The sequence below is a fragment of the Candidatus Uabimicrobium helgolandensis genome (genome assembly GCF_041508025.1).
Classification (GTDB): Bacteria; Planctomycetota; Uabimicrobiia; order Uabimicrobiales; family Uabimicrobiaceae; genus Uabimicrobium; species Uabimicrobium helgolandensis.
The window spans coordinates 8,987,534-9,008,369 of record NZ_CP165719.1; the positions used below are offsets into that span (position 1 = coordinate 8,987,534).

Annotated in this window: 18 protein-coding genes, 1 tRNA gene and 1 pseudogene; 4 read left to right on the top strand and 16 right to left on the bottom strand. The window is 33.0% G+C overall.

Annotated elements, in window-relative coordinates:
- Positions 1-4 precede the first annotated feature (4 nt).
- From UABHE_RS33220 to UABHE_RS33245, 6 genes are all read right to left on the bottom strand, one after another.
- On the bottom strand, positions 5-1,000 hold the full coding sequence (locus UABHE_RS33220; RefSeq protein WP_372367781.1) for a hypothetical protein: 996 nt from the start codon (positions 998-1,000) through the stop codon (positions 5-7).
- A 77-nt stretch (positions 1,001-1,077) separates the two neighbouring features.
- Entirely contained in the window at positions 1,078-1,560 is a 483-nt protein-coding gene (locus UABHE_RS33225; protein ID WP_372367782.1) for a hypothetical protein, read from the bottom strand.
- A 56-nt stretch (positions 1,561-1,616) separates the two neighbouring features.
- On the bottom strand, positions 1,617-2,471 hold the full coding sequence (locus tag UABHE_RS33230) for an alpha/beta fold hydrolase (protein ID WP_372367784.1): 855 nt from the start codon (positions 2,469-2,471) through the stop codon (positions 1,617-1,619).
- A 99-nt stretch (positions 2,472-2,570) separates the two neighbouring features.
- On the bottom strand, positions 2,571-3,821 hold the full coding sequence (locus tag UABHE_RS33235; protein ID WP_372367785.1) for a leucine-rich repeat domain-containing protein: 1,251 nt from the start codon (positions 3,819-3,821) through the stop codon (positions 2,571-2,573).
- A gap of 532 nt (positions 3,822-4,353) precedes the next feature.
- Positions 4,354-5,616 (bottom strand): leucine-rich repeat domain-containing protein, encoded by a 1,263-nt coding sequence (locus UABHE_RS33240; protein WP_372367787.1) that lies wholly within the window; start codon positions 5,614-5,616, stop codon positions 4,354-4,356.
- 8 nt (positions 5,617-5,624) lie between these two features.
- Entirely contained in the window at positions 5,625-6,395 is a 771-nt protein-coding gene (locus UABHE_RS33245; protein ID WP_372367788.1) for an ATP-grasp domain-containing protein, read from the bottom strand.
- An 85-nt stretch (positions 6,396-6,480) separates the two neighbouring features.
- Here UABHE_RS33245 and UABHE_RS33250 point away from each other — a divergent pair.
- A tRNA-Arg gene (locus UABHE_RS33250) sits at positions 6,481-6,554 on the top strand.
- Between the two features lie 286 nt (positions 6,555-6,840).
- Here the strand turns inward: UABHE_RS33250 and UABHE_RS33255 are convergent.
- From UABHE_RS33255 to UABHE_RS33275, 5 genes are all read right to left on the bottom strand, one after another.
- Positions 6,841-8,301 carry a DeoR family transcriptional regulator gene (locus UABHE_RS33255; RefSeq protein WP_372367789.1) on the bottom strand — a complete coding sequence of 487 codons (1,461 nt, stop codon included), beginning with the start codon at positions 8,299-8,301 and terminating at the stop codon, positions 6,841-6,843.
- Positions 8,302-8,750: 449 nt separating this feature from the next.
- Positions 8,751-10,244: a DeoR family transcriptional regulator gene (locus UABHE_RS33260; RefSeq protein ID WP_372367790.1), complete on the bottom strand. Its 1,494-nt coding sequence runs from the start codon at positions 10,242-10,244 to the stop codon at positions 8,751-8,753.
- Between the two features lie 882 nt (positions 10,245-11,126).
- On the bottom strand, positions 11,127-11,780 hold the full coding sequence (locus tag UABHE_RS33265) for a DUF4386 domain-containing protein (RefSeq protein ID WP_372367792.1): 654 nt from the start codon (positions 11,778-11,780) through the stop codon (positions 11,127-11,129).
- A 49-nt stretch (positions 11,781-11,829) separates the two neighbouring features.
- Positions 11,830-12,570, bottom strand: a complete 741-nt coding sequence (locus tag UABHE_RS33270; RefSeq protein WP_372367793.1) for an NAD(P)-dependent oxidoreductase — start codon at positions 12,568-12,570, stop codon at positions 11,830-11,832.
- Positions 12,571-12,615: 45 nt separating this feature from the next.
- The gene (locus UABHE_RS33275) at positions 12,616-13,266 is read right to left on the bottom strand and encodes a TetR/AcrR family transcriptional regulator (protein WP_372367794.1); all 651 of its coding nucleotides are present in this window, start codon (positions 13,264-13,266) and stop codon (positions 12,616-12,618) included.
- Between the two features lie 275 nt (positions 13,267-13,541).
- Between UABHE_RS33275 and UABHE_RS33280 the strand changes: the two are divergent.
- The 3 genes and pseudogenes from UABHE_RS33280 to UABHE_RS33290 all read left to right on the top strand — a co-directional run.
- Positions 13,542-14,114, top strand: a pseudogene (locus UABHE_RS33280) (recombinase family protein); the annotation flags it as partial.
- A gap of 273 nt (positions 14,115-14,387) precedes the next feature.
- Positions 14,388-14,678, top strand: coding sequence for a helix-turn-helix domain-containing protein (locus UABHE_RS33285; RefSeq protein ID WP_372367795.1), 291 nt, complete (start codon positions 14,388-14,390; stop codon positions 14,676-14,678).
- Between the two features lie 10 nt (positions 14,679-14,688).
- Positions 14,689-15,279: a hypothetical protein gene (locus UABHE_RS33290; protein ID WP_372367796.1), complete on the top strand. Its 591-nt coding sequence runs from the start codon at positions 14,689-14,691 to the stop codon at positions 15,277-15,279.
- A gap of 402 nt (positions 15,280-15,681) precedes the next feature.
- On the opposite strand, the gene UABHE_RS33295 is transcribed toward UABHE_RS33290, so the two are convergent.
- The 5 genes from UABHE_RS33295 to UABHE_RS33315 form a co-directional block, all read right to left on the bottom strand.
- Entirely contained in the window at positions 15,682-16,275 is a 594-nt protein-coding gene (locus UABHE_RS33295) for a hypothetical protein (protein WP_372367797.1), read from the bottom strand.
- Positions 16,276-16,306: 31 nt separating this feature from the next.
- Positions 16,307-17,305, bottom strand: coding sequence for a DUF5995 family protein (locus UABHE_RS33300; protein WP_372367798.1), 999 nt, complete (start codon positions 17,303-17,305; stop codon positions 16,307-16,309).
- Positions 17,306-17,763: 458 nt separating this feature from the next.
- Positions 17,764-18,006: a DeoR family transcriptional regulator gene (locus tag UABHE_RS33305; RefSeq protein WP_372371715.1), complete on the bottom strand. Its 243-nt coding sequence runs from the start codon at positions 18,004-18,006 to the stop codon at positions 17,764-17,766.
- Between the two features lie 119 nt (positions 18,007-18,125).
- Positions 18,126-18,557, bottom strand: a complete 432-nt coding sequence (locus UABHE_RS33310; protein WP_372367799.1) for a DUF488 family protein — start codon at positions 18,555-18,557, stop codon at positions 18,126-18,128.
- 737 nt (positions 18,558-19,294) lie between these two features.
- Positions 19,295-20,803: a sigma 54-interacting transcriptional regulator gene (locus UABHE_RS33315; protein WP_372367801.1), complete on the bottom strand. Its 1,509-nt coding sequence runs from the start codon at positions 20,801-20,803 to the stop codon at positions 19,295-19,297.
- Between the last annotated feature and the right edge of the window lie 33 nt (positions 20,804-20,836).

Consider the following 20,836-nt stretch of genomic DNA (forward strand, 5'->3'; position numbering starts at 1 on the left):
TTTTCTATTCTACAGCATTGCGTGTGTTTTTCATTCGCCAAATTTCATAAATACGAATTACTCCCAAAACCGCATCTTCTTTTTCTATTACACCACGAATCTTAGCGTTATTACCTGCGATTTTTTCGATTTTATCTAGCATATTTTTCGCTGACTCGTGAAAGAGATAGCCTAATTTGGCTGGTGAATTAGCCTCTGCTGTTGTGTCTAGCATAAAAGGTATCTTTTCCTTACTCAAATCAATCGATTCTTTACCACTCTGAAAAAGTTTTACTACCTTACCGTAAACACTAACTAACTTGTGCCAACAACCACTATTATTTGGTAAATATCCATGTTTACCATTGTAAAACTTTACTTTTACATAGCTACCCGTATCATTAACCATATCAAATGTGGTTCCTATTTGAATAGCTATTTCTGGGTTTGCAATTGCTGCTTGAGGAGGATGCTCTAAATAAGAGCAAGGTTTTGTCACGATATACTGCAAATCAGATTTCTTGCGAAATAGATTTGGCTTAAGGGATTGAGAACTTTTCTTTTCTAATTTAAAACGGACATTACCTGCAAATTTTTCTACAACAACAGCGGTGTATTTCGCTACATCGTTGGGATAACTAGCAATAGTAAGTTTATTAGACAATTCATATGAGACAACCATTTCTTTGCTGGTTTTGATATTCAAAACTTTTGGATTGTCTTTCATTGGTTCACCATTAAACATAACAAGTAACATATGTTTACTAAAATCAATGGTAGACTTTTTTAAGAGTGGGTCACTGCTTGCAACAGCAGGGGATGTTTTTGAAATTTTATTTGCAACGATCATTCTTGTAAAAGAAGATAATGCTACTTTGCCTTTTATTACACGTGGTTTCGGCACCACAGGTTCAAAATTAATATTACGCGGTTTGTTGTAAAATCCATGAAATGTGTTTTCTATTTTACTATCTGCAAAAGTCAAAACAATCAACAACGAAGTAATAAATAAACTCTTCATAGTGAAACCTCCAAAATTATTAACATGATAAAGTGAATTGGGTTTGTTACCTAAGTGGCCATTTTTTAAATTATGATTCAACGATTCAATTTTCTGTGAACCAAAGTAGATAAAATTCCAAGATATTCGTCTTCGGTTTTTCCTAGTACTTCGCAAACTAATTGTAAAATGTGGGTATTTGGTTCAGCAATCGATCTTATCGAAAAAAGCATATCAACGGCTTTGTCGACAGAAAAATGCTTCAATAAGTGCCCTAAAGCAATTGCCGTAGAGCGTCTTTTTCCTACAGCACAATGTATGAGTGCATCACCACCTTTGTCCAAAAAATCAAGCGCTTGCTTACAATGTTCTTTCGTTGCAAGTACTGGTGAAGAGACTAGATTAAGCTGTAGTTCTTCAACCGTAAAATCATGGAATTCTAAATATAAGACTTCTTTAATATTGGGAAATCGCACTGCATGATTTGGACTCATGATAGATACAACGCGATAATCTTTTTCGGGATCTTGCAATATTTCGGTGGCTGTATAAACGTCTGTTATTTTTAGTGAACCAAACATTGTTTTTTCTCTCTCTTGTCATTCCTACGAAAGCTGGAATGAATGTACTACACTAGTTACGTATTTTGAATAAACGATAAAAACTCATCTAAAACTCTCTCAGGATTTTCTAGCTGTGGATAATGACCAATGCCCTGCAATAGAGCAATATTTTCATGCGTCACAAGCTCTTCATATCTTTTTACCATATGTGCACCAGACACAGGATCAGCAGCGCCATTGATAAGTTTTAGCGGAAATTTCGCGTTTATTAGCGCTTGTACCCAGCGGTCGCGATGAATTTTGCGTTCTTTCATATAGCGAATTAACTTATGCGCTATTTTATGACCATTTTTATATTCAATTAAACGCCAAAAATCTCTTAGTTCTTTATCTGTAGGTTGAGTTTCTGCACCAAAAATTTTAACAAAACTGCGTTTAAAAGTGGTAAAGGATAAAAACTCTTTTATGATAAATCCCCAGTTACCAGCGAGTAAACTTTGGATTCGTCGTGGGCGATGTGTTTCAGCAAATAGACCGCCATTAAGTAAACATACTGACTGCAAACTAAAATGTAAAAATTTACCTCTCGCAAGTAGTTCTTGGGCGACAGTGTCTCCATAGTCGTGAGCTAGAACATGTGCTGCTTTGATATCTAAGTTTACCAGTAGTTCCTCATGTAGGTTTGCTTGATCTGCAATAGAATACTCATAGTTTTTGGGTTTATCTGAATAACCAAAGCCAATCATATCAATAGCAATAACGCGGTAGTGTGTTGTAAGTTCCTCCCACAACAAATTCCAATCCCACGAAGAAGTAGGAAAACCATGAATACAAACAATGACGTCACCTTGGCCTTCGTCGACGAAAAAAATGTCATTGTTTTTGTAAGTAAAAAAATGTCCACGATTTTTCCAATTTTCTATATTCATCAGAGCTCCTGTTTTGTAAAGTAGCTGCAAATCGACATAAGCTTATTATAAGAATAAGCTGTTAAAAATTAATTTGCTGTAACAAGTTTGTAACAAACTCTAGCTATAATTGATAGTACAATTTACGAGGCTTTTTTGCGCAAAGTTTTTCTGGTGATCACTTAATAAATGTCCATTAATATGAAGTTCTGAGAGCGATTGCATTTTTTGTATTTCCTTAGGTAAACAATTAATTTGATTACCTAATAGATTCATGCGCGCTAGGGTTTTTAAGTGTGTTATTTCATCGGGTATAGATGATATTTTGTTGTATGATAAATTGAGTCCGTGAAGAGTCTGTAACTCCTTCATTTCTGAAGGAAAGCTTTCTATTTGATTGCGGTGCATTGAAAGCGTTTTTAGTTTGGAAAGTTGGCATAATGAAATGGGAATTTTAGTAAATTTGTTGTGTGCTAAAGATAAGGTTTCTAGATTATGTAATTGTCGAAATTCATTAGGGAGATTACTAATTTGATTGTTATCCAAAGATAGTCTTGTCAGGTTAGACAATTTTCCGAATTCACTAGGTATATAATCGACTTCATTGTTCGACAGAAACAATATACTGAGCTTTTGCAGTTGCCCGAACTCACTTGGTATACTAGTAATATAATTATCCGATAAATATAAACGCTTAAGATTTTGTAACTGTCCAAGTTCTGAAGGAATACCAGCAACTCTATTACCAGTAACGGATAAATGCACAAGGCTTTTTAAATTTACAATACCAAGTAAAGTAACTAATTGATTATGTGATAATGATAATCGAGAAAGATGATGAAGTTGCGATAATTCATTCGGTAAAAAACGAATGCTATTTTTTGATAAATGAAGCTCGCAAAGATTAGATAGTTGCGCTAGTCCAGCTGGTATAGTGCGAATATTGTTTTTTGATATATCAAGCATTTTTAATTCATATAGTTCCCACAATACGCAAGGCAAGAGACTAATTTTGTTCTCTGACAAATTGAGTTGTTGTAGATCTCTAAATTTTGAAAAATCTATAGGCAAAGTCTTTAGTTTATTTTTTGATAAATTTAAACTAGTGATAAAGGGAAAAGAAAAAACCCACTGTGGAATTTCCTGTAAATTTTGTCGCGATAAATTAAGAGTACAGCCATCAGAAAACCCACAATTCTCAAATAAACAATTTTCTAAATAACAAAATATTGCGCTACTACGAAAACTACAGTTGCGAAAAGAACTATTTTTCAAATTATAAGCATGTCCTTTTGGCAAATAAAAAGTACAACCATCATAACAAGTGTTACTCTCGATATTTTGCAGTGATAATAGTTTTCTTTTTTCCATAAACTCTCCTAACTCATGATATCGTTTTGCCGGAAAATAGCCAATTATTCCATATTCTTAAATGCTTTATAATACAATTCTCAGGGCGTTGTCCGACTACTGTTGACTTAAGAGATAGAGATTGTTTAGTAAGGCGTTCATAATCAAAGGTTTACAACGGTTTTAGTCTAAGCTCCGAAGGAGCGTGATATCTCAGCTTAGGGCAACGCCCTAAGAATAAAAACCTCCCGAAGTTTAGCCCTGAAAGGGCGAAATAGAGATAAGTTATTCCGCCCTTTCAGGGCTAAACCATTTTTCATACCACTATACCTAGGGCTTTGCCCTAGGCTAGGATGTATAGCGCTTTCAGCGCTATTTTAGTATCCTTAAGTCAACAGTAGTCGGGCGTTGCCCTGAGCTGACATATTTTTCCCTTTTGGGAAACACTTTTGTAAGCATTTTATCACGAAAGTTCAACAACTTTTGTCATAGGTCACTTTTAACATGTTCTAAATCAGGGTTTTATACCAATTTCAACTGGAACAAGTCGTAATTAATAGGTTGAATAGTAACTCATAGTACAGTTCGGAAGACAATTTTTCACAAAGTTTTTTTGACTATGACTAAGCAAGTCAGGGCTAATACAAAATTCTGATAACGCTTGCATTTCTTTTATTCCTTTAGGAAAACTTTGGATTTGATTGTCTGACAAATTTATATCTGTTAGGTTTTTTAATTGCGTTATTTCATTGGGAATATATGACATTTGGTTGTGCGATAAATTGAGCCCCAAAAGAGTTTGTAGTTGATTCATTTCGGAAGGAAAATCACAGATACTATTATGATGCATGGAAAGCGTCTTTAGTCTGGGAAGTTGACATAACGAGGTAGGTACTTTAGTAAACTCGTTGTGAGCTAAAGATAAGGTTTCTAAATTATGTAATTGCCGAAACTCGGTTGGAAAATCGCTAATTTGATTATTGTCGAGAGACAAGCGCGTAAGGTTGTGTAGTTGTCCAAAATCACTAGGTAATGAGTGAATTCTATTGTTTGATAGGAGCAATACACTAAGATTTTGTAATTGACCGAGTTCGCTAGGTATATCAACAATCTGATTGTAAGACAAACATAAACGTTTGAGGTGTTGTAGTTCTACCATTTCTAAGGGAATTTTACGAATCTTGTTACTAACAGCAGATAGGTGCACAAGATTTTGTAAGTCTTTAATACCAAAAGACAAAGTCGATAAGTGATTGTGCGATAATGATAATCTGCAAAGATTGCGAAGCTGCGATAGTTCTGTCGGTAAAGAACAAATGCTGTTTTTTGATAAATCAAGTTCGCAAAGATTAGATAGTTGCGCTAGTTCCGCTGGAACAGTGCAGATATTATTTTGCAATAAATCAAGTAATCTTAGTTCGTATAGTTCACATAATACAGAGGGCAATAAGCTAATTCTATTCTTTGACAAATCGAGCTGTTGTAAATCTTGAAATTGTGAAAACTCTATAGGCAGAGTTTTGAGCTTATTTTTTGATAGATTAAGGTGAGTAATAAAAGGAAAAGAAAAAATCCACTGCGGAATTTCTTTCAGGCCTTGGCCCGATAAATTGATAGCACACCCATTAGAAAATCCGCTATTCTCAAACAAACAGTTTTCTAAGTAACAAAACGTTACGCTACTACGAAAACTACAGTTGCGAAAAGAACTATTTTTCAAACTGTAGACAGATCCTTTTGGTAGATAAAAAGTACAACCATCATAACAAGTGTTACTTTCAATATTTTGCAATGATAATAGCTTTCTTTTTTCCATAGATTCTCCTAACTCATAATATCATTTTGGCGAAAAATAGCCTCTTCTTCCATGCTTTTAATAAAACTATGAACACAACCTCCATAGATTCCCCAACTATTAACACCACCAATCTCCACAACCCGCAAACGATCTCCACAAGCAATATCAATAGTAAGCATAGAGGAAAAACCACATTGAACAAGCAAACAAGCTACCTTTTCCGCAAAAGCAATAACATGCGGTGGAGCTGAAGTATAAGGTGGCAACGGATAAGAACTATGGCAAAACACCCGACCATCGCGGCAAAAACACCGATATTCCTCTCCCAAGTCAACAACTTCGCTAACAACCACAAGTTCATGCTGCTGACGATAACCATTGCGCTCAATAAAATCATCCAAGCTATCCACCGCAACAACCTCCGCCTCAAATGGCTTACAATTGCTATCTGGACGAATAAAAACTCTCTCACCAAGTATTTCATCCCATCGCAGGCAACCAAGCGCCGCAAACGGTACAATAAAAACAGCGCGCCCTAGAAATTCATAAATATAACGATAATAGTAAGAGCAACGCAAAGTCGAATAATCATCAAAAACCGCTTCACAAATTTTAGGCTGACGTATCATTCCCATAAGCTTGCGCATAGTTCCATAAGCAACACAAGGATAGCAAATATCTGGCCAACTACCAACAATAGAATCCGCAGGTAAAACCACATACTTATCTACAAACGCAGAAACACTTTTTGGCGCAGTAAAGTCATAATCAAAATCAAAAATCCAAGTAACAACCATCCACAAAACTCACAAAAAAAACACATTTTTTAAAAAAATTTCTTGACTAAGTTTGTAAAATATAGTAATAGTAATAGCGTTAAAAGCGCCCGTAGCTCAGCTGGATAGAGCAACAGATTTCTAATCTGTAGGTCGCAGGTTCGAATCCTGCCGGGCGTACTTATAATTTAGGGCGATTGCTTATAATAAAGCAATCGCCTTTTTTTGTTGTGTGATGTATATGTGATTTTCTGTGAGTCGGACAGAGTAATTGTTTACACCATTAATAGCTTAGAGTTTAGAGTCAATAAAAGCCTAAAATAAATGAATTATCAACAAGTATGGCACTTTTTCCAGGCGAAAAAGTTACTCTTCGATACTCGCGTGATTATTTTAAAATAAATGAATTATCAACAAGTATGGCACTTTTTCCAGGCGAAAAAGTTACTCTTCGATACTCGCGTGATTATTTAATATCATAATATATTTTGCGTCCCTGAGCAATTTTTACAACTCTATTTTGTTGAAGCAATTCAAAAAGATCTCTCCTTGCTGTGGGTTCAGAAACTTTCATAATTTGGCTACATCTTGCTGAAGAAAGAATTCCATTGTTTTTCATATAGTATATTATCTTTTCCTGTCTTTGTTTTTTCTTGCTTTGTATAGGTGCTTTTCTTTCCGCTAATATTTTTAGTTCTTCTAGGCAATTATAGTATATTTTTTTACCTTTTTGTTTTACGAAATAAATCAAATTCTTTTGTTGAAATTTAGTTAAAGCTCTAGATATATTTGATGTTTTTATTTTTAATTTGTTACTTAAATCAGAGTTGTTAAACATACGCATATTAACAGCTTCAAACAAAATTTCACGTTCTTTAGAGGTTAAAAAATTTATTTTTTCTTTTATCATATCAGATAGTGTTTTTTCTGCTTTTTTACAAGAAAGTGTTACTGCTAATGGCTTATGCAAGATGACTCTTGCAAGAGTGTCCATTATAAATCGAATTTTGCCACCATAAAACTGATATAACATACTAACAAATTCCTCATCGACAGGTTTTATGTATTTACCGTTATTAGATAAGAGTTTATATCTAATGTTTATGGCATCTAACACTTCTTGGCATGTTAGCGGCTCAACATAAATTGGCCATCCCATAATACTGCTGACTCTTTCCGAGGGAGAAATTACCTGACTAAAAAATCCCGATTTAGCAACAAAAATGTAGTATATATCAGGTAGTTGTAGAATATCTCTAATTTCTTCGAAAAAATTTTGGCATTTTTTTATTTCATTTTGAATCAATAGTTCTAAGTTATCAAAATGAAGAAATATTCCTTTATAGCCAATTTTTTTTATCTCGTTAACCATGTCCATAAGATAAGATATTAATTGACTCTCGGTCATATTCGGTATGCTTACTTGTTTACTTTTATTGTAAGCAACTCCGATACCAAACAGGCTGCCTTGAATATCAACATTGTCGTGGTAAAAAATTTCGTGTAAAAAGCGGACTTTATCAAAAAGTTTATTTTTTTTGAGTTTATGATAACCGATCAAAAGTAACAACTTATTTGATATATGACCTATCATATCCATTAAAAAATGTTTAGCTTCCCACTTTTGATAAACTGAAATTTCGCGAATAGGTGTTAGTATAAGATCATCGGAATCGTTTTCCCACAGATATCTATGGTAGTTAACAAGTGTAGTTTTACCAACACCAATATCTCCTTCCACAACGACTCTACCTCCTCCCGGATTGCTAATTACATCTATTAATTTTTTGCTTTCCGGAGCATCTAAGGATCTCCCAACAAAAGCTTTCGTAAGAGGTAGTTGTTTGGAATTTGGCGATAGAGCTGTTGTTTCGAAAGGATTTCCTTGAAATCCCCATTTTTTCCAAGGATTTTGACTTAATTTCATAGCAGTCCTTATATTCATGATAACATAACGCGTCATTATTGATAACATAATGATAACATATTGATAATTTACATGTCAATTGTAAATGAGTTATTTACGGTAGTTCAGTAATATTACTGATTAGAAACGCGTCATTTTTTGCTACTATTGTAAAATTTCGTTTGTCTCCAAATAAATAAAACGGTGTTTTAAAAGGGGGCAGACCTTTTAAATTTGATCTAAAATAAAAAGAGGGACAGACCTTTTAAAAAGAGGGACATTTTTTCAATTACGAGGATATTGTGTGCAAGATATCAGTCGACCAAACTTCGTCTGCTGCCTTGGTAAAAATTTAAAAAGAGAGACAGACCTTTAAAAAGAGGGACAAAAAAAAAGAGGGACAGACCTATTGTGCCAGAACCAGACTCGTAATGAAAAACATTTTGGCTTGGGTGGTAAACTTACGAAGTTTAATCCATAGTGATGTAGACAGTTGCTCGTCCTTTACCTCTTTTTTGTAAAAGTCCTTCTTTTACATACTCTTGTAAATCTCTTCTAGCTGTTGCTTCCGATACTTTTGCAATGTTTTGATAACAAGGGACTGTAATTTTACAGTGTTTCTTGATATAGGATGCCATAGTAATTTTTCTTGCTTCTTTTTTGCTATATTTTTTATCTTCTATTTTGAGGTGTATTTTATTTTTTAAAACAACTAATTCTTCGCGTATACTATAAATGTTTTTTGCACCCTCTTTGCGTACTAAGTAGATAAAGTTTTCTTCGAGCAACTTCTTAAAGTGTACAGATACATTTGATGGTTGTAGTCCAAGACTAGTTGCTATATTTTTGTTGGAAAATTCATGCTGTTTTATCATTTCCTTTAGAACTACTAATTCTTGTCCTGATAGAGCTTTGGTTTTTTGTTTAATAATGTTAGTTAAAAACTTAATTGCTTCTTCTTTTCTTAAAGTTCTGTGCTTTTTATACGGATAACCTAAAACAACGCGTGCGATACTGTCCATCACAAACCTTATTTTTCCTCTATGAAGTTCATACAAGTATTTTATGAAACTATTTTCAACAGGTTTGATTTCTTTACCTTGTTTTATTGAAAGTAGGGCGTAACGAGTATTGATAACTTCGATAACTTCTTGATAGGTAAGAGGTGGGACTTGAATGGGCCATCCCATAATACTACTAACTCTCTCAGAGGGGGAAATAACTTGACTAAAAAATCCCTTACGAGCAACAAAAATGTAGTATATATCTGGAAGGAGCAAAATATCTCTTATTTCTTCAAATAACATTCTACATTTCTTTAAATCATCGCTAGATAATAATTCTAAATTGTCAAAATGAAGGAAAATACCACCATAGCCTAAATCTTGAACTTCTCCGATAATATCCATTAAATAGCCAATTAATTGGCTCTCCGTTAAGTCAGGTATGTTTAGTTGTGTTTGACGGTTATAACTTATACCACACCCAAATATATTACCTTGTATATCATGTGATTCACGATAAAAAATGTCATATAAGAAGCGAATTTTCTTTAACTGTTGGCTTTTCTTTATTTTCTTCTCTTGTGCTAAAAGCAACATTTTACTGGATATGTGTCCTAAAATTTCGACTAGTAGATTTTTTGCTGTTGTTTTACCATATACAGATATCTCTTTTATTGGAGTAAAGATTTTATCATCTGCTTCTTGTTCCCATAGATATCGATGATAATTAACAAGAGTAGTTTTACCAACGCCGATATGCCCCTCTACAATAACTCGCCCACCACCAGAATTACGTATAACATTTAGTAACTGAGTCGACTCATCAGAGTTCATTGAACGTCCAACGAAAGCCTTACTAATAGGGAGTAATTTTGAGTGTAAGGTTAGAGCATTTGTATCAAATGGATTTCCCTTAAATCCCCAGTTTTGCCAAATATTGCGAACTAGTTTTACTTGCACGAGCAGTTATCCAATCAAAAACATAACAATGTTATAAGAAAGAAGCCATACTAGATAGTAGTATGTAGTACTTTTTTCCAATCATTTAATTGTATCTTTATTTATATTTTATGTCAACAGAATCCAATCAAAATTATAATATATTTATAACATCTGTTTCCTATTTTATGGTTAACCTACGTTCATTTTACCATCATATTATTTATAATAGCGGGAGAAAAAATTATTATGAGTCTGGCATGTTAAGTATACTTTTTTTATAACATTCAGTAGAAATAGCGATAAGAATGAGAGAATTCAGTTATAACCATTGAAGAATAAAGCTTTTATTCTAAATTTGAATATTGGAAATTTGAGAGCTATTTATAGAAAAATACCTCAAGTGGCCAAACAGACACTTATGATCTATTAACAAAAATTGTTTAAGCGATTGATATGAAAAAATGACCGTTTTTCTGAACTCAAAAGATGAGCCAATATTTTAGAATTGATGGGGCAAAAAGTGCCGTTTTTGTCTCTAGAACGAAAATTGAAACGCAACTGGATTTTAGCTGAATTTTTACACAAAAGTTCTGCTACGGCGTTTTGAAATGAATTTGGGTTTGTTTTTTTATTTTATGATTTCGACAACTTTTAAGGAGCGTTTTTTTGTTATTAGTTGGTAGGAAAAAATTTTAATGTTGGAGAAGTGTAACCGCCCAAAATTGGCAAAAAGTTCAGGAAAGAAACGAAAATTTTTTAGATAGCCGCTTTGAAATCACATCAGAAATCAAATTTAAGTTAGATAAAACAAAGGGTTGAGAGGGAAGAATCGCTCCTGAACTTTTGCCTAAAACTTCAGGGAAAATCACGCTTGACAAATTTGCATAATTTCATTTTATATTATAAATGTTCTTTCCCTCCTTTAATGAGCAGCCAAATAGCAAGCCCAAGTTCACCAAGTGCCATTGGTAATGCTAATATCATTTCTAAAGTATCTGCTAGTTCAGAATGAGGATTATTTAATTTGATAAAATGAACAACTATATATGACATTCCTGCAATTAAAGTTAAGCACCATAAGATCTTTAAAATTCTTTTGTGTAGCTTCATTAGAATTCCAACTAAAACTATATGAACCCCGAATACTATGAGTCCTACGCTCCAAATTGATTGAAATAATTGAAAATTATTTTGGATTAGTTGATTATCGACTTTGTTAATATTTAGATTATTAGTGAGATAGTATGTCGCTACTCCGAATATTACGGTGTAGATAATTCTTAAAATTGCTGATACTAAGGAAATTTTTTTATTGTCATTTTTGAAGTAAATAAAAAGGGTATATGACACCAATAAATCTAGTATTAATATCAAGAGTATGCCTACTAACATATACTTGTATAGTCCGATATTTTGAGCAAGATTATCTTTAAGTAAACTAAATTGTTCAGGTTGATACAGTTCTTGGTAAGCATACCCAACTGAAAATCCAGAAATTAATGCCATTAAAATTAATGACCACCCTGTTATTTTTGCTAATTTTATATTATTCATTTTGGTCATCTTTATTTGATAGAATGCTTTATTATTTAATTTTTTATGTTCATTGATTTGAGTTTTGAACACTGTTTTGGTTGTAAATTACAGGCATTTGTCCTTTCCACTTTTCCCATAAGTTACTGGTTATCAATTCTGCCATAAAATGACCTACATTAATTCGACTAGTAATTCCTGCATTAAATATTGCACTTCTAATTGGTGAAGGGTAAATATTATATTTCCCTACTTTTTCTTCGTTAATCAAATTGTCTGGCCGAACAACTACCCATTCAATATCTTTATTATTTTGTCCTATTTTTGTACGCAAAAAATCTGCCGCTTTTTCATTGTCTGCATGAGGGGGTAATAACAATCGTAAAAGCCCAACTACGATTTTTTGACCAAGAGAAATTTTTTCATTGATGTCAGCATTTCTTTTACCTGCTGTATTCATGAGCACAAATTTGGTAGGTTTTTCAGGTTTATTTTCTTTAACAGCATTACATAGTTTACGAGTTGCATCTGTTACAAGCTGGCGAGGATGACCAAAAAGCCCTTTAATGCTCATATTATGCCCTAAACATGATGCTATCGCATCACACCCTCTAACTTCCTTAGATAGATCATTGTTACTAAGATCCAAGATATTTGCTTGAATTATATGTACCTTGCTGTGGTTCTTGATTGTACTTGGTAAACTATTTCTATCTCGTACAACTATTTTGACACTGTCTCCATGGTTTAGTAATTGTTGGACAAGTAGTTTTCCTGTTTGACCACTTGCTCCTGCAACAAAAATCATCATATTATTTCCTAGATTAAATATTAAAAAAATTTAAACATTAAAGTTTTAATGTTTAAAAGCTTGTTCGACTCCATTTAAGATAAGGTCAAGACCAAATAAAAACTCGTCAGAAAATGAATATTCTGGTTTAAGATAATATTCTTCTGCCATCTTTGTGAGGTATGGAAAACCTTGTCTCGATAGTGCGTTTATTGAGGCAGTCATTTCTACAAAATCGCAACCTCTTGTAGCAGGCAAACTGCATTCTTGTATAACAAATCCATAGACATAGCTGTCAATAAGAGCATAGGTGTGAGCACACATTGAATATGAAAATCCACAAGACATTAACAATCCTAAAACTTTGTTATGGTGCCTTAAAACAGAAGGACCAGGGTTAGATCTTGAATTCAATAGTTTTATTGACCAAGGATGCTGAAGTAGAACTGCTCGAACAGCGATAGCCTGTTTACGTAACTCTGGTTTCCAACTTTTACTTTTTGTATCTGTTCGCCAATCAATTTTTGAAAAAACTTCATCAACTATTCCATCTAGGAGTTCTTCTTTATTTGCAAGATGGTTATAAAGAGACATCGCCTCGATATTTAATTTTTTAGCTAATTTGCGCATACTAAGATTTGCTATTCCATAATTATCAGCCAATTTAATTGCCTCTTTAAATATTTTTGCCTTTGTAAGGGCTTTTTTTCTCTTCATAATTCTTACTCTTAATTTGTATAAAAGTCAATATTTTTATCAATAAAATTTAAAAACTCATCGCTAAATAAAATTCAAACAAAGCATTGATACTCACTTTTACTTCGCACGCATAAAACGTAAACTAAAACGCTCGTTTAATTAAACTACCTCAAAAACAAAACAATTCTTGAAAACTCTTACCTGTAAAGTACAATAAACTGGTTTACAAAAACAAAGTTCAAAATACTATTTTTTCTTAGCTAAAATGAATTTTTTAAGTAGGAGTGTGGAAATTGAAAATTGGATATGCAAGGGTAAGTACAAAAAACCAAAGTTTTCGGTTACAAGTTGACGCACTGAAAAAAGTTGGTTGTGAAAAAATATATAAAGAAGTTGTTAGCGGCGCAAAAGCAGAACGGAAAGTACTTCAAGAAATGCTTGATAATCTCCGTAAAGGAGATACTTTGATTATCTGGAAGCTCGATAGACTAGGGAGATCTTTGAAGCATCTCGTTGAATTGGTAGAGTTACTCACTAAAAAAGATGTAGGGCTAAAGAGCCTTAACGATCCAGTAGATACTACGACAGCTCAAGGTAGATTAATTTTTAATATATTTGCATCTTTGGCTGAATTTGAAAGAGAGCTTATTCGAGAAAGAACAATTGCAGGGTTAGAGTCGGCTCGTGCGAGAGGTCGAAAAGGTGGACGACCAAAAGGACTCTCTAAAGAAGCAGAAGCGACTGCTTGTGCAGCACAGGCATTATATGAAGAGAAAACACTTAGTATTAGTAAAATTACAGAGAAACTAAACATTTCCAGAGCTACACTCTACAAATATTTGAAATATCGAGGGGTAAAGGTTGGTAGCACAACATTATAATTATATCAAATCACTTGTTTAATAAAATGAGCGTTTTTATTTACGATTTAAAAACACAAGTAAGTTATTTTACAGAAATATGAGCTTATAAATTCAGACAAAGTACATCTTCTTTTAAAAAATTTCAAAAACTATTTGCTTTATTCTTTTTCTTGAGATAAAGTATCTTTTAAGGAAACTGTGTTTTTAAAGAGGAAGGTTTCCTTTAAGGATACATGAAGCTATTAAGATACTGCATGTGATAGGAAAGATAGACTTATGAAGTATAGAAACAAAGGTGAAATAGAGCATATATGTCTAAGCATAAGATTACTTCGTATTCAAAAGGGAATGTCACAAGAGGAGTTAGGATTCAAGATTGGTTTAAAGAAGTCACAAGTTTCTAAACTGGAGAGAGCTAAGTCTTTAATTAATACGGACTTACTGATTTCTATTGCCAAAATACTTGATGTGAATCCAGAAATGCTATTTCCCAAGGAAACAGGAGACGGATTGAACACAAAAATAAACGAGTTGCATTTAGAAATTTCTAAAGCACTAATGTCATAAGGAGATCAATATGTCGTCGAGGAATGATATCAAAAAAGAGCTAGCCGTAGAAGAACTAAATGAACTATTACAGGTGGCTGAAGTAAAGCATTCTATCAAGAAAATTTTTACTCGTAGTAGAATTTTTATGCTATTTCTCTTTACTCTAATTTTAGCCTGGCAAATGTTTTCGATTATCAATTTGACTCAAAAGGTTCGAGAGTTAGAAAACGTAAACAAAACGAAGAGAGTATTCGCAAATTATCGCCTCTCTGAGCCTATAAAGCAAAAAGTAGATCCGATTATACATTTTGACAAAGTTGTTAATACAGACAACGCATTTAGATTAACGAAGTTTGGACTAGAGATCTTGCAAAGAGGAACTTATGTAGTGAAGGCTAATATTTATTTTCAGGGTAATGCGCCAGTTTTAGAGATCCGCCGCAATAAGTATATCATCGGCGTTGAAGAAGGAAAAAAAGGCTCAGAGCCTTGGACGAACATGGTAGGCACTACGTTATTCACCTTTGAAAAAGGGGATACCATTACTTTTACGTTAAAAAGTGGGCACTCAATTTCAGTAAGCAAAGAGAAAACGAACCTTATAATAGAAAGGTTTTAGGTATATTGCGTGTACTTTCTACAGCTATTTGAACTATGAGTAGCAAAAAAGATCTAGTAGAAAAATAATATTTTACTAGATCTACCTTCGAAGGCAAAACAATCATTTTTTTAGACAGAGTTAAAAAAAATCTATAACGAAATTACATCGCAGATTTGTTCTAAAAAACAGTCTTTTTTCTAATATGCCAAACCATAAACAATTTTTATCGATAGATTATTGAAAGATACATAAGTATCTTCTTGGGTTCTTAGGGTATTTGAGGTATCTGTTCTATAAACAGCTCTTAAATTTCTGATATAAAAACTTGAATGAAAGCTTTATTTTTCAAAGATCATAGCTGTACTAAAGATACATAATTATATTGTGTATCTTTAGTACAGCTTTTCTGTACTATCTTAACTATAAAGTTTTTTCGTAGTTAATTATTTTTTCCCTACATTCACTGTTGTGTAAAGACTTTTTTGATCTTGGGTCAAAAATAAACAACCACGATAAGTAAGTAGAAATAACTGCAATAAGTATCATTGTCGAATAGAGGCTGTATATCCATACTGAGCAATCATTAAACCACTTGGGAGCGTTTCCTTGTGATAGCAACATGATAACTCCAAAAACAATAAGTGCGCTTGTTCCTCCTGAATTTATTACAACGAATTTCATCTTAAGTCTTAGACGGCTCCCTTTGCTCCAGGTATCGAGTTCTAATTGTTGGGGCACTCCATCAAAATTTTTTATAATATATCGAGAAAGTCCATTTAAGTAAAAACCTATCTCTAACAATTTCATATCTAAAATAAAAATAATAAGTGGGATACTTAAAATAAAAATTGTCCAAAAGTTATTGTCTACAGATTTTTCGGAGATAAAGTTATCATTAAAGAGAAATACTACTACAGTCCCAACCAAAATTAGTTTAAATTTCCAAACATTTTGAACAAAGTTGTTCTGTTGCTCCATGTCAATTTTTATTCTCTCATACACTTTTTCTTTCATATTTTTCTCCTATCACGGCTATAAGTTTATTTTACTCATAAAACCTACCTTGTTTTAGTATTTCCATAACATATTCTTTAAACCTGTATATTTCGGCATAATAGTTTTTTTCACCACGCTCCTGTATTTCGTTTTCTATTCTCACTGTTACTTTTGCTATTTTTTTAAATGCTTCTATTATATCTGACTGGTACTTAACAATAATTTCATCATCATTAAAAAATTTAAATATATGCGCTGACTCTCCAACTATTTCGTCTCTCCAAGAAGATAGTTGTTCTATCAATTCAAACCTTTGATGATGTATCGATGCTGAAAAATGATTATCATCACTACGCCAAAAATTCTGAATCTCTTGTGCTAACGGTTTGCTAAGTTCTATGTAGTCTTCAATATTCATGTTCCTATTTGCTGCAGTCCAAACTTGCTGCCTCCAAATTTCCATTCCGAATTTTTGGGAAGTGGTAACAACTGCTTGAAACAATCCTAAAAGTATTTTTAGAGTACCTTTTATAAATGTATTATCAGTTATAGAATCTACAATTAAGGTTGTATCCACCAGTTTATTTATCTTGTCGTAATCTTCTTTATTCATTTCTGAAGAATTATCACGTAAAGATAAATTTAAATCGTAGTGGCAATGAGCATACAAAGACAATAAAGAATTTCTAAAAAATTCTTTTAAGAATATCTCGTCTTTTGAGGCTTGTCTAAAAGCTATTTTCCAAAGGTAGGGGACTTGACTTTCTCTTTCATCGTTATAGAGATCGTAAAGAGCTTTTCTGTAATAGTTTGCTAAACTAACAAGAAGATTATTTACCCATGTTTTATTTACAAAATTGTTTTTTTCAATCGCTAAAGTAACTTGATAAAAACAGGATGCAAAAACCCATCGATAATCTTTTCCAACAAAATTCCACAAGGAATAAGCACCACCATTAAAAAATATACTCTTTATCGCTAGTAAATTTTCTGATACTTTATCAAGACCCCAGTCATTCTCAATTACAATGATGATATCATCCTTCAAAGTTTTTCTCCTAATTCACCTAGTTGTGTATCTTTATCTTTACATTAAATTATACTCACATGAAACTATTTCCGGCATCAAAAAATTTCTAAGTAATAAAAAAACTGGAACCAGATGGGAACCAACAGCATAATTGAACAAAATAAAAAAGCCACAAGTGATTAATTAAAAATCACTTGTGGCTTTCGATATTTCAAAATAAGAACAGATTTCTAATCTGTAGGTCGCAGGTTCGAATCCTGCCGGGCGTGTCGGCGTTTTAGGGCGTTTGCTTAATATTAAGCAAACGCCTTTTTTTGTTCGGTGATTAATATGTGATTTTCGGTGGTCAGACACAGTAATTGTTTACACCATTAATAGCCTAGAGCTTAGAATCAATAAAAGCCTAAAATAAATGAATTATCAACAAGTATGGTACTTTTTCCAGGCGAAAAATTTACTCTTCAATACTCGTCTGATTATTTAATATCATAATATATTTTGCGTCCTTGAGCAATTTTTACAACTCTATTTTGTTGAAGCAATTCAAAAAGATCTCTCCTTACTGTGGGTTCAGAAACTTTCATAATTTGGCTGCATCTTGCCGAAGAAAGAATTCCATTGTTTTTCATATAGTATATTCTCTTTTCTTGTCTTTGTTTTTTCTTGCTTTGTATCGGTGCTTTTCTTTCCGCTAATATTTTTAGTTCTTCTAGACGTATATTTTTTTTACCTGTCTGACTTTTAAAAACTTAAATGTCTGAAAAATAATGAGTTAAGTTTGTTTTCTGTTGTTTTGTCTGACTAATTTCATATACAAGTATTCAGCGGAAAATAGTAATTACAAACTAACAATATTCAGATTTCCGTTATAAAATCGATCCGAAAACGATTCTGCGATTACTTTTCTATGGCATTTTGAGAAACTTTTGCAAGCACAAAGCAAGCAAATATTGCCATCAAAATGATCGAAGATTTGGTGTAGATAAAGTAAGCCGCGATTTACAGGCCATTTATCATCGTTAGATCTGATGTGCTGCCTCAAGACTGACATATCAGGATCAACTTTCTGCGGATTACCGAGTTCGACAATCCATAAGTAATCGATACTGTTTTTTTGCATCGCGACCTCGATTCCCCTATCTACATTGAGATTCCATTCTTTAGGTCCATAGTTACTTCCTTCTACGAGATTAGAGGAACAAGGCGAAATTCTAGTATCAACAAGTAGCTTAATATTGGCTTGTTTCAACGCTTCTAGCAAGGAGTCCATTCTACTTTTCTTTTTGTTATTACTCCAATAACCGTATCCTACTGTATATATTTTTTTCATAGACAAAAAGTTTTACGATTATCAATTTGCAAGGTATAATGTCTCAAAAAAGCTAAACATTTTAGTGATGTTTCATAATACATAATAACTTCTCCCTCCTTAATTTATTGAATAAAAAAGGTTTTTTTATGTCAAAAAAGCTAAACACTTTGTCTCATAGTTAAAAATAAAAGACAAAGGAGAATATAGCAAACTGCTTAAAAAAATACTTGCCACTTACCAAAATAAAAAACAAGAAAGATATCATTTAGTACTACAGTTGTAATTAAAATAACAAATAGGTAGCTATAAAAATTAGACACTCTGTAGGTCTTATTTTATCGATAGCTCTTCTCAAATAGCAAAAAATACTGTTATTTGTAAACAGCTAGAAACACCGAAAAATAAGGAACTGTACTTAGTTACAACTGTAGTATTAGGGCGTGTCATCATTCAATACAGATAAAAATATAACGGATTCATTTAATGATACGCCAGTAGTATTGAACCCGAGCCTTTTTGAGATCGACAGAAAGTGATTTATTGGTTCAATACTAGTTTTTTGCGATGGAAAAAGAAACTTTGCTTCTTTGATAAATCGCCAGTGAAAGTTTCGGAAACGGGCTCGCAAACGGGCTCGGGCTCGAAAAAACACACAATATTTTGAATGATGACACGCCCTATATTCACTTACACTATTATTTGTTTAATTCGTCTAAACACTCTGTGCGAATTTTATCCCAAGTTTGGCCAACTGAATGCAAACGTCGGCTAAAGGAATCGCGGTGTAAATCAAAGCTTTTCGCAACTTCTCCAAGGGAACATTTTGCATTTTTTGATAGTAAAACACGGAGTTTATTTTTGATAATTTTAGTTTTATACGACTTCACTAAATCATCAAAATTTAGAGATGTATCTGTGACGTCCTCTAAATAACTAGGAATTACGCCAAACGAGCAGCGACGAATGCAATTGTATAGTTGGCGAATATTTCCAGGCCAATCATAGTTAAGTAGTAATTCAATAACCTTAGGAGTAATGTTTTTTTTACGCTCTGGATGTGAAAGTTCATCGCAAAAATGGCAAATTAGTTTGATCATATCTTCTTGGCGTTCGCGCAAAGGAGGAATTTCAATGCGAATTCCGTCAAGACGTTCTGCCAATTCGGGCAAAAATTGTGATGATGGAAGTTGTTTAATATCGCGAATACTCGCAGTAATTATGCGAACATCACATAAAATATCTGTTTTACCACAGACGCGACGAAACGGTTTACCTTCTATTACAGTAAGAAGTGCCGATTGAGTGGAGAGCAATAACTCAGATACTTCATCGAGAAATAAAACCCCATTATTTGCTAATTCAAAAAGTCCGATTTTTCCTTCTCTTGATACTCCTGAAACTCCAGAGTTGGGAGCTATTCCAAAAAATTCTACTTCAGCTAAGTTACCTACAATGGCACCACAATTTACTTCAATAAACTTTTGAGATGAACGTGGTCCATACTTATGAATTGAGCGAGCAACAAGGGATTTTCCGGTGCCAGACTCGCCAATAATATACAATAAATCGCGTCTATCAGAATATTTGATTACTTGATCTAAATAATTCAGTACTTGTAGTAACGATTGACTATTTCCGTGAATATCGGCATAACTATGTTGTAGTTGAGAGCGGCTAGAGACCGCTTCTTCCTGGCTAGCGATACTCTTTAGTACTTCATTTTCTTGACCATAAATCGTAGCGCTACTTTTTAATTTGGCAAGTTGGAAGTAAATAGGTAGTGAGGAAGCAATGGTTTCAAAAAATATTTGTAGTGCGCAGGAGTTGTAATCATCATTTATTTCACAACTAAAAAAATATAAACCACTATAAAAACCTATCTTTTTTTTATCGGCAGTAAACAATAAAGTGTTTTTTTCGGCATAAGATATTTGTTGTAGCAGTTCTGCAAAATTGTTTTCTGTATATTTTTTTAATAAAACCTGTTGTTGAGATTTCTCAATAACAGACTGATCCCATAAAATAAACAACTTCACATATTTTTCACCGTTTTTAGTGGTAAACTGCCACATTGCTGTTTTTTGACAGCCAAATTTTTTAGCAAACATTTCTAAAAAACATTGAAATGTTTCTAACTGCGACTTCTCTTCCGCATAATGTTTAAGAGTAGATAAAATGACACTAACTGATGGCCTCGCATCCATAATTTGTTTCTTTCTACAAAATATATATCAATT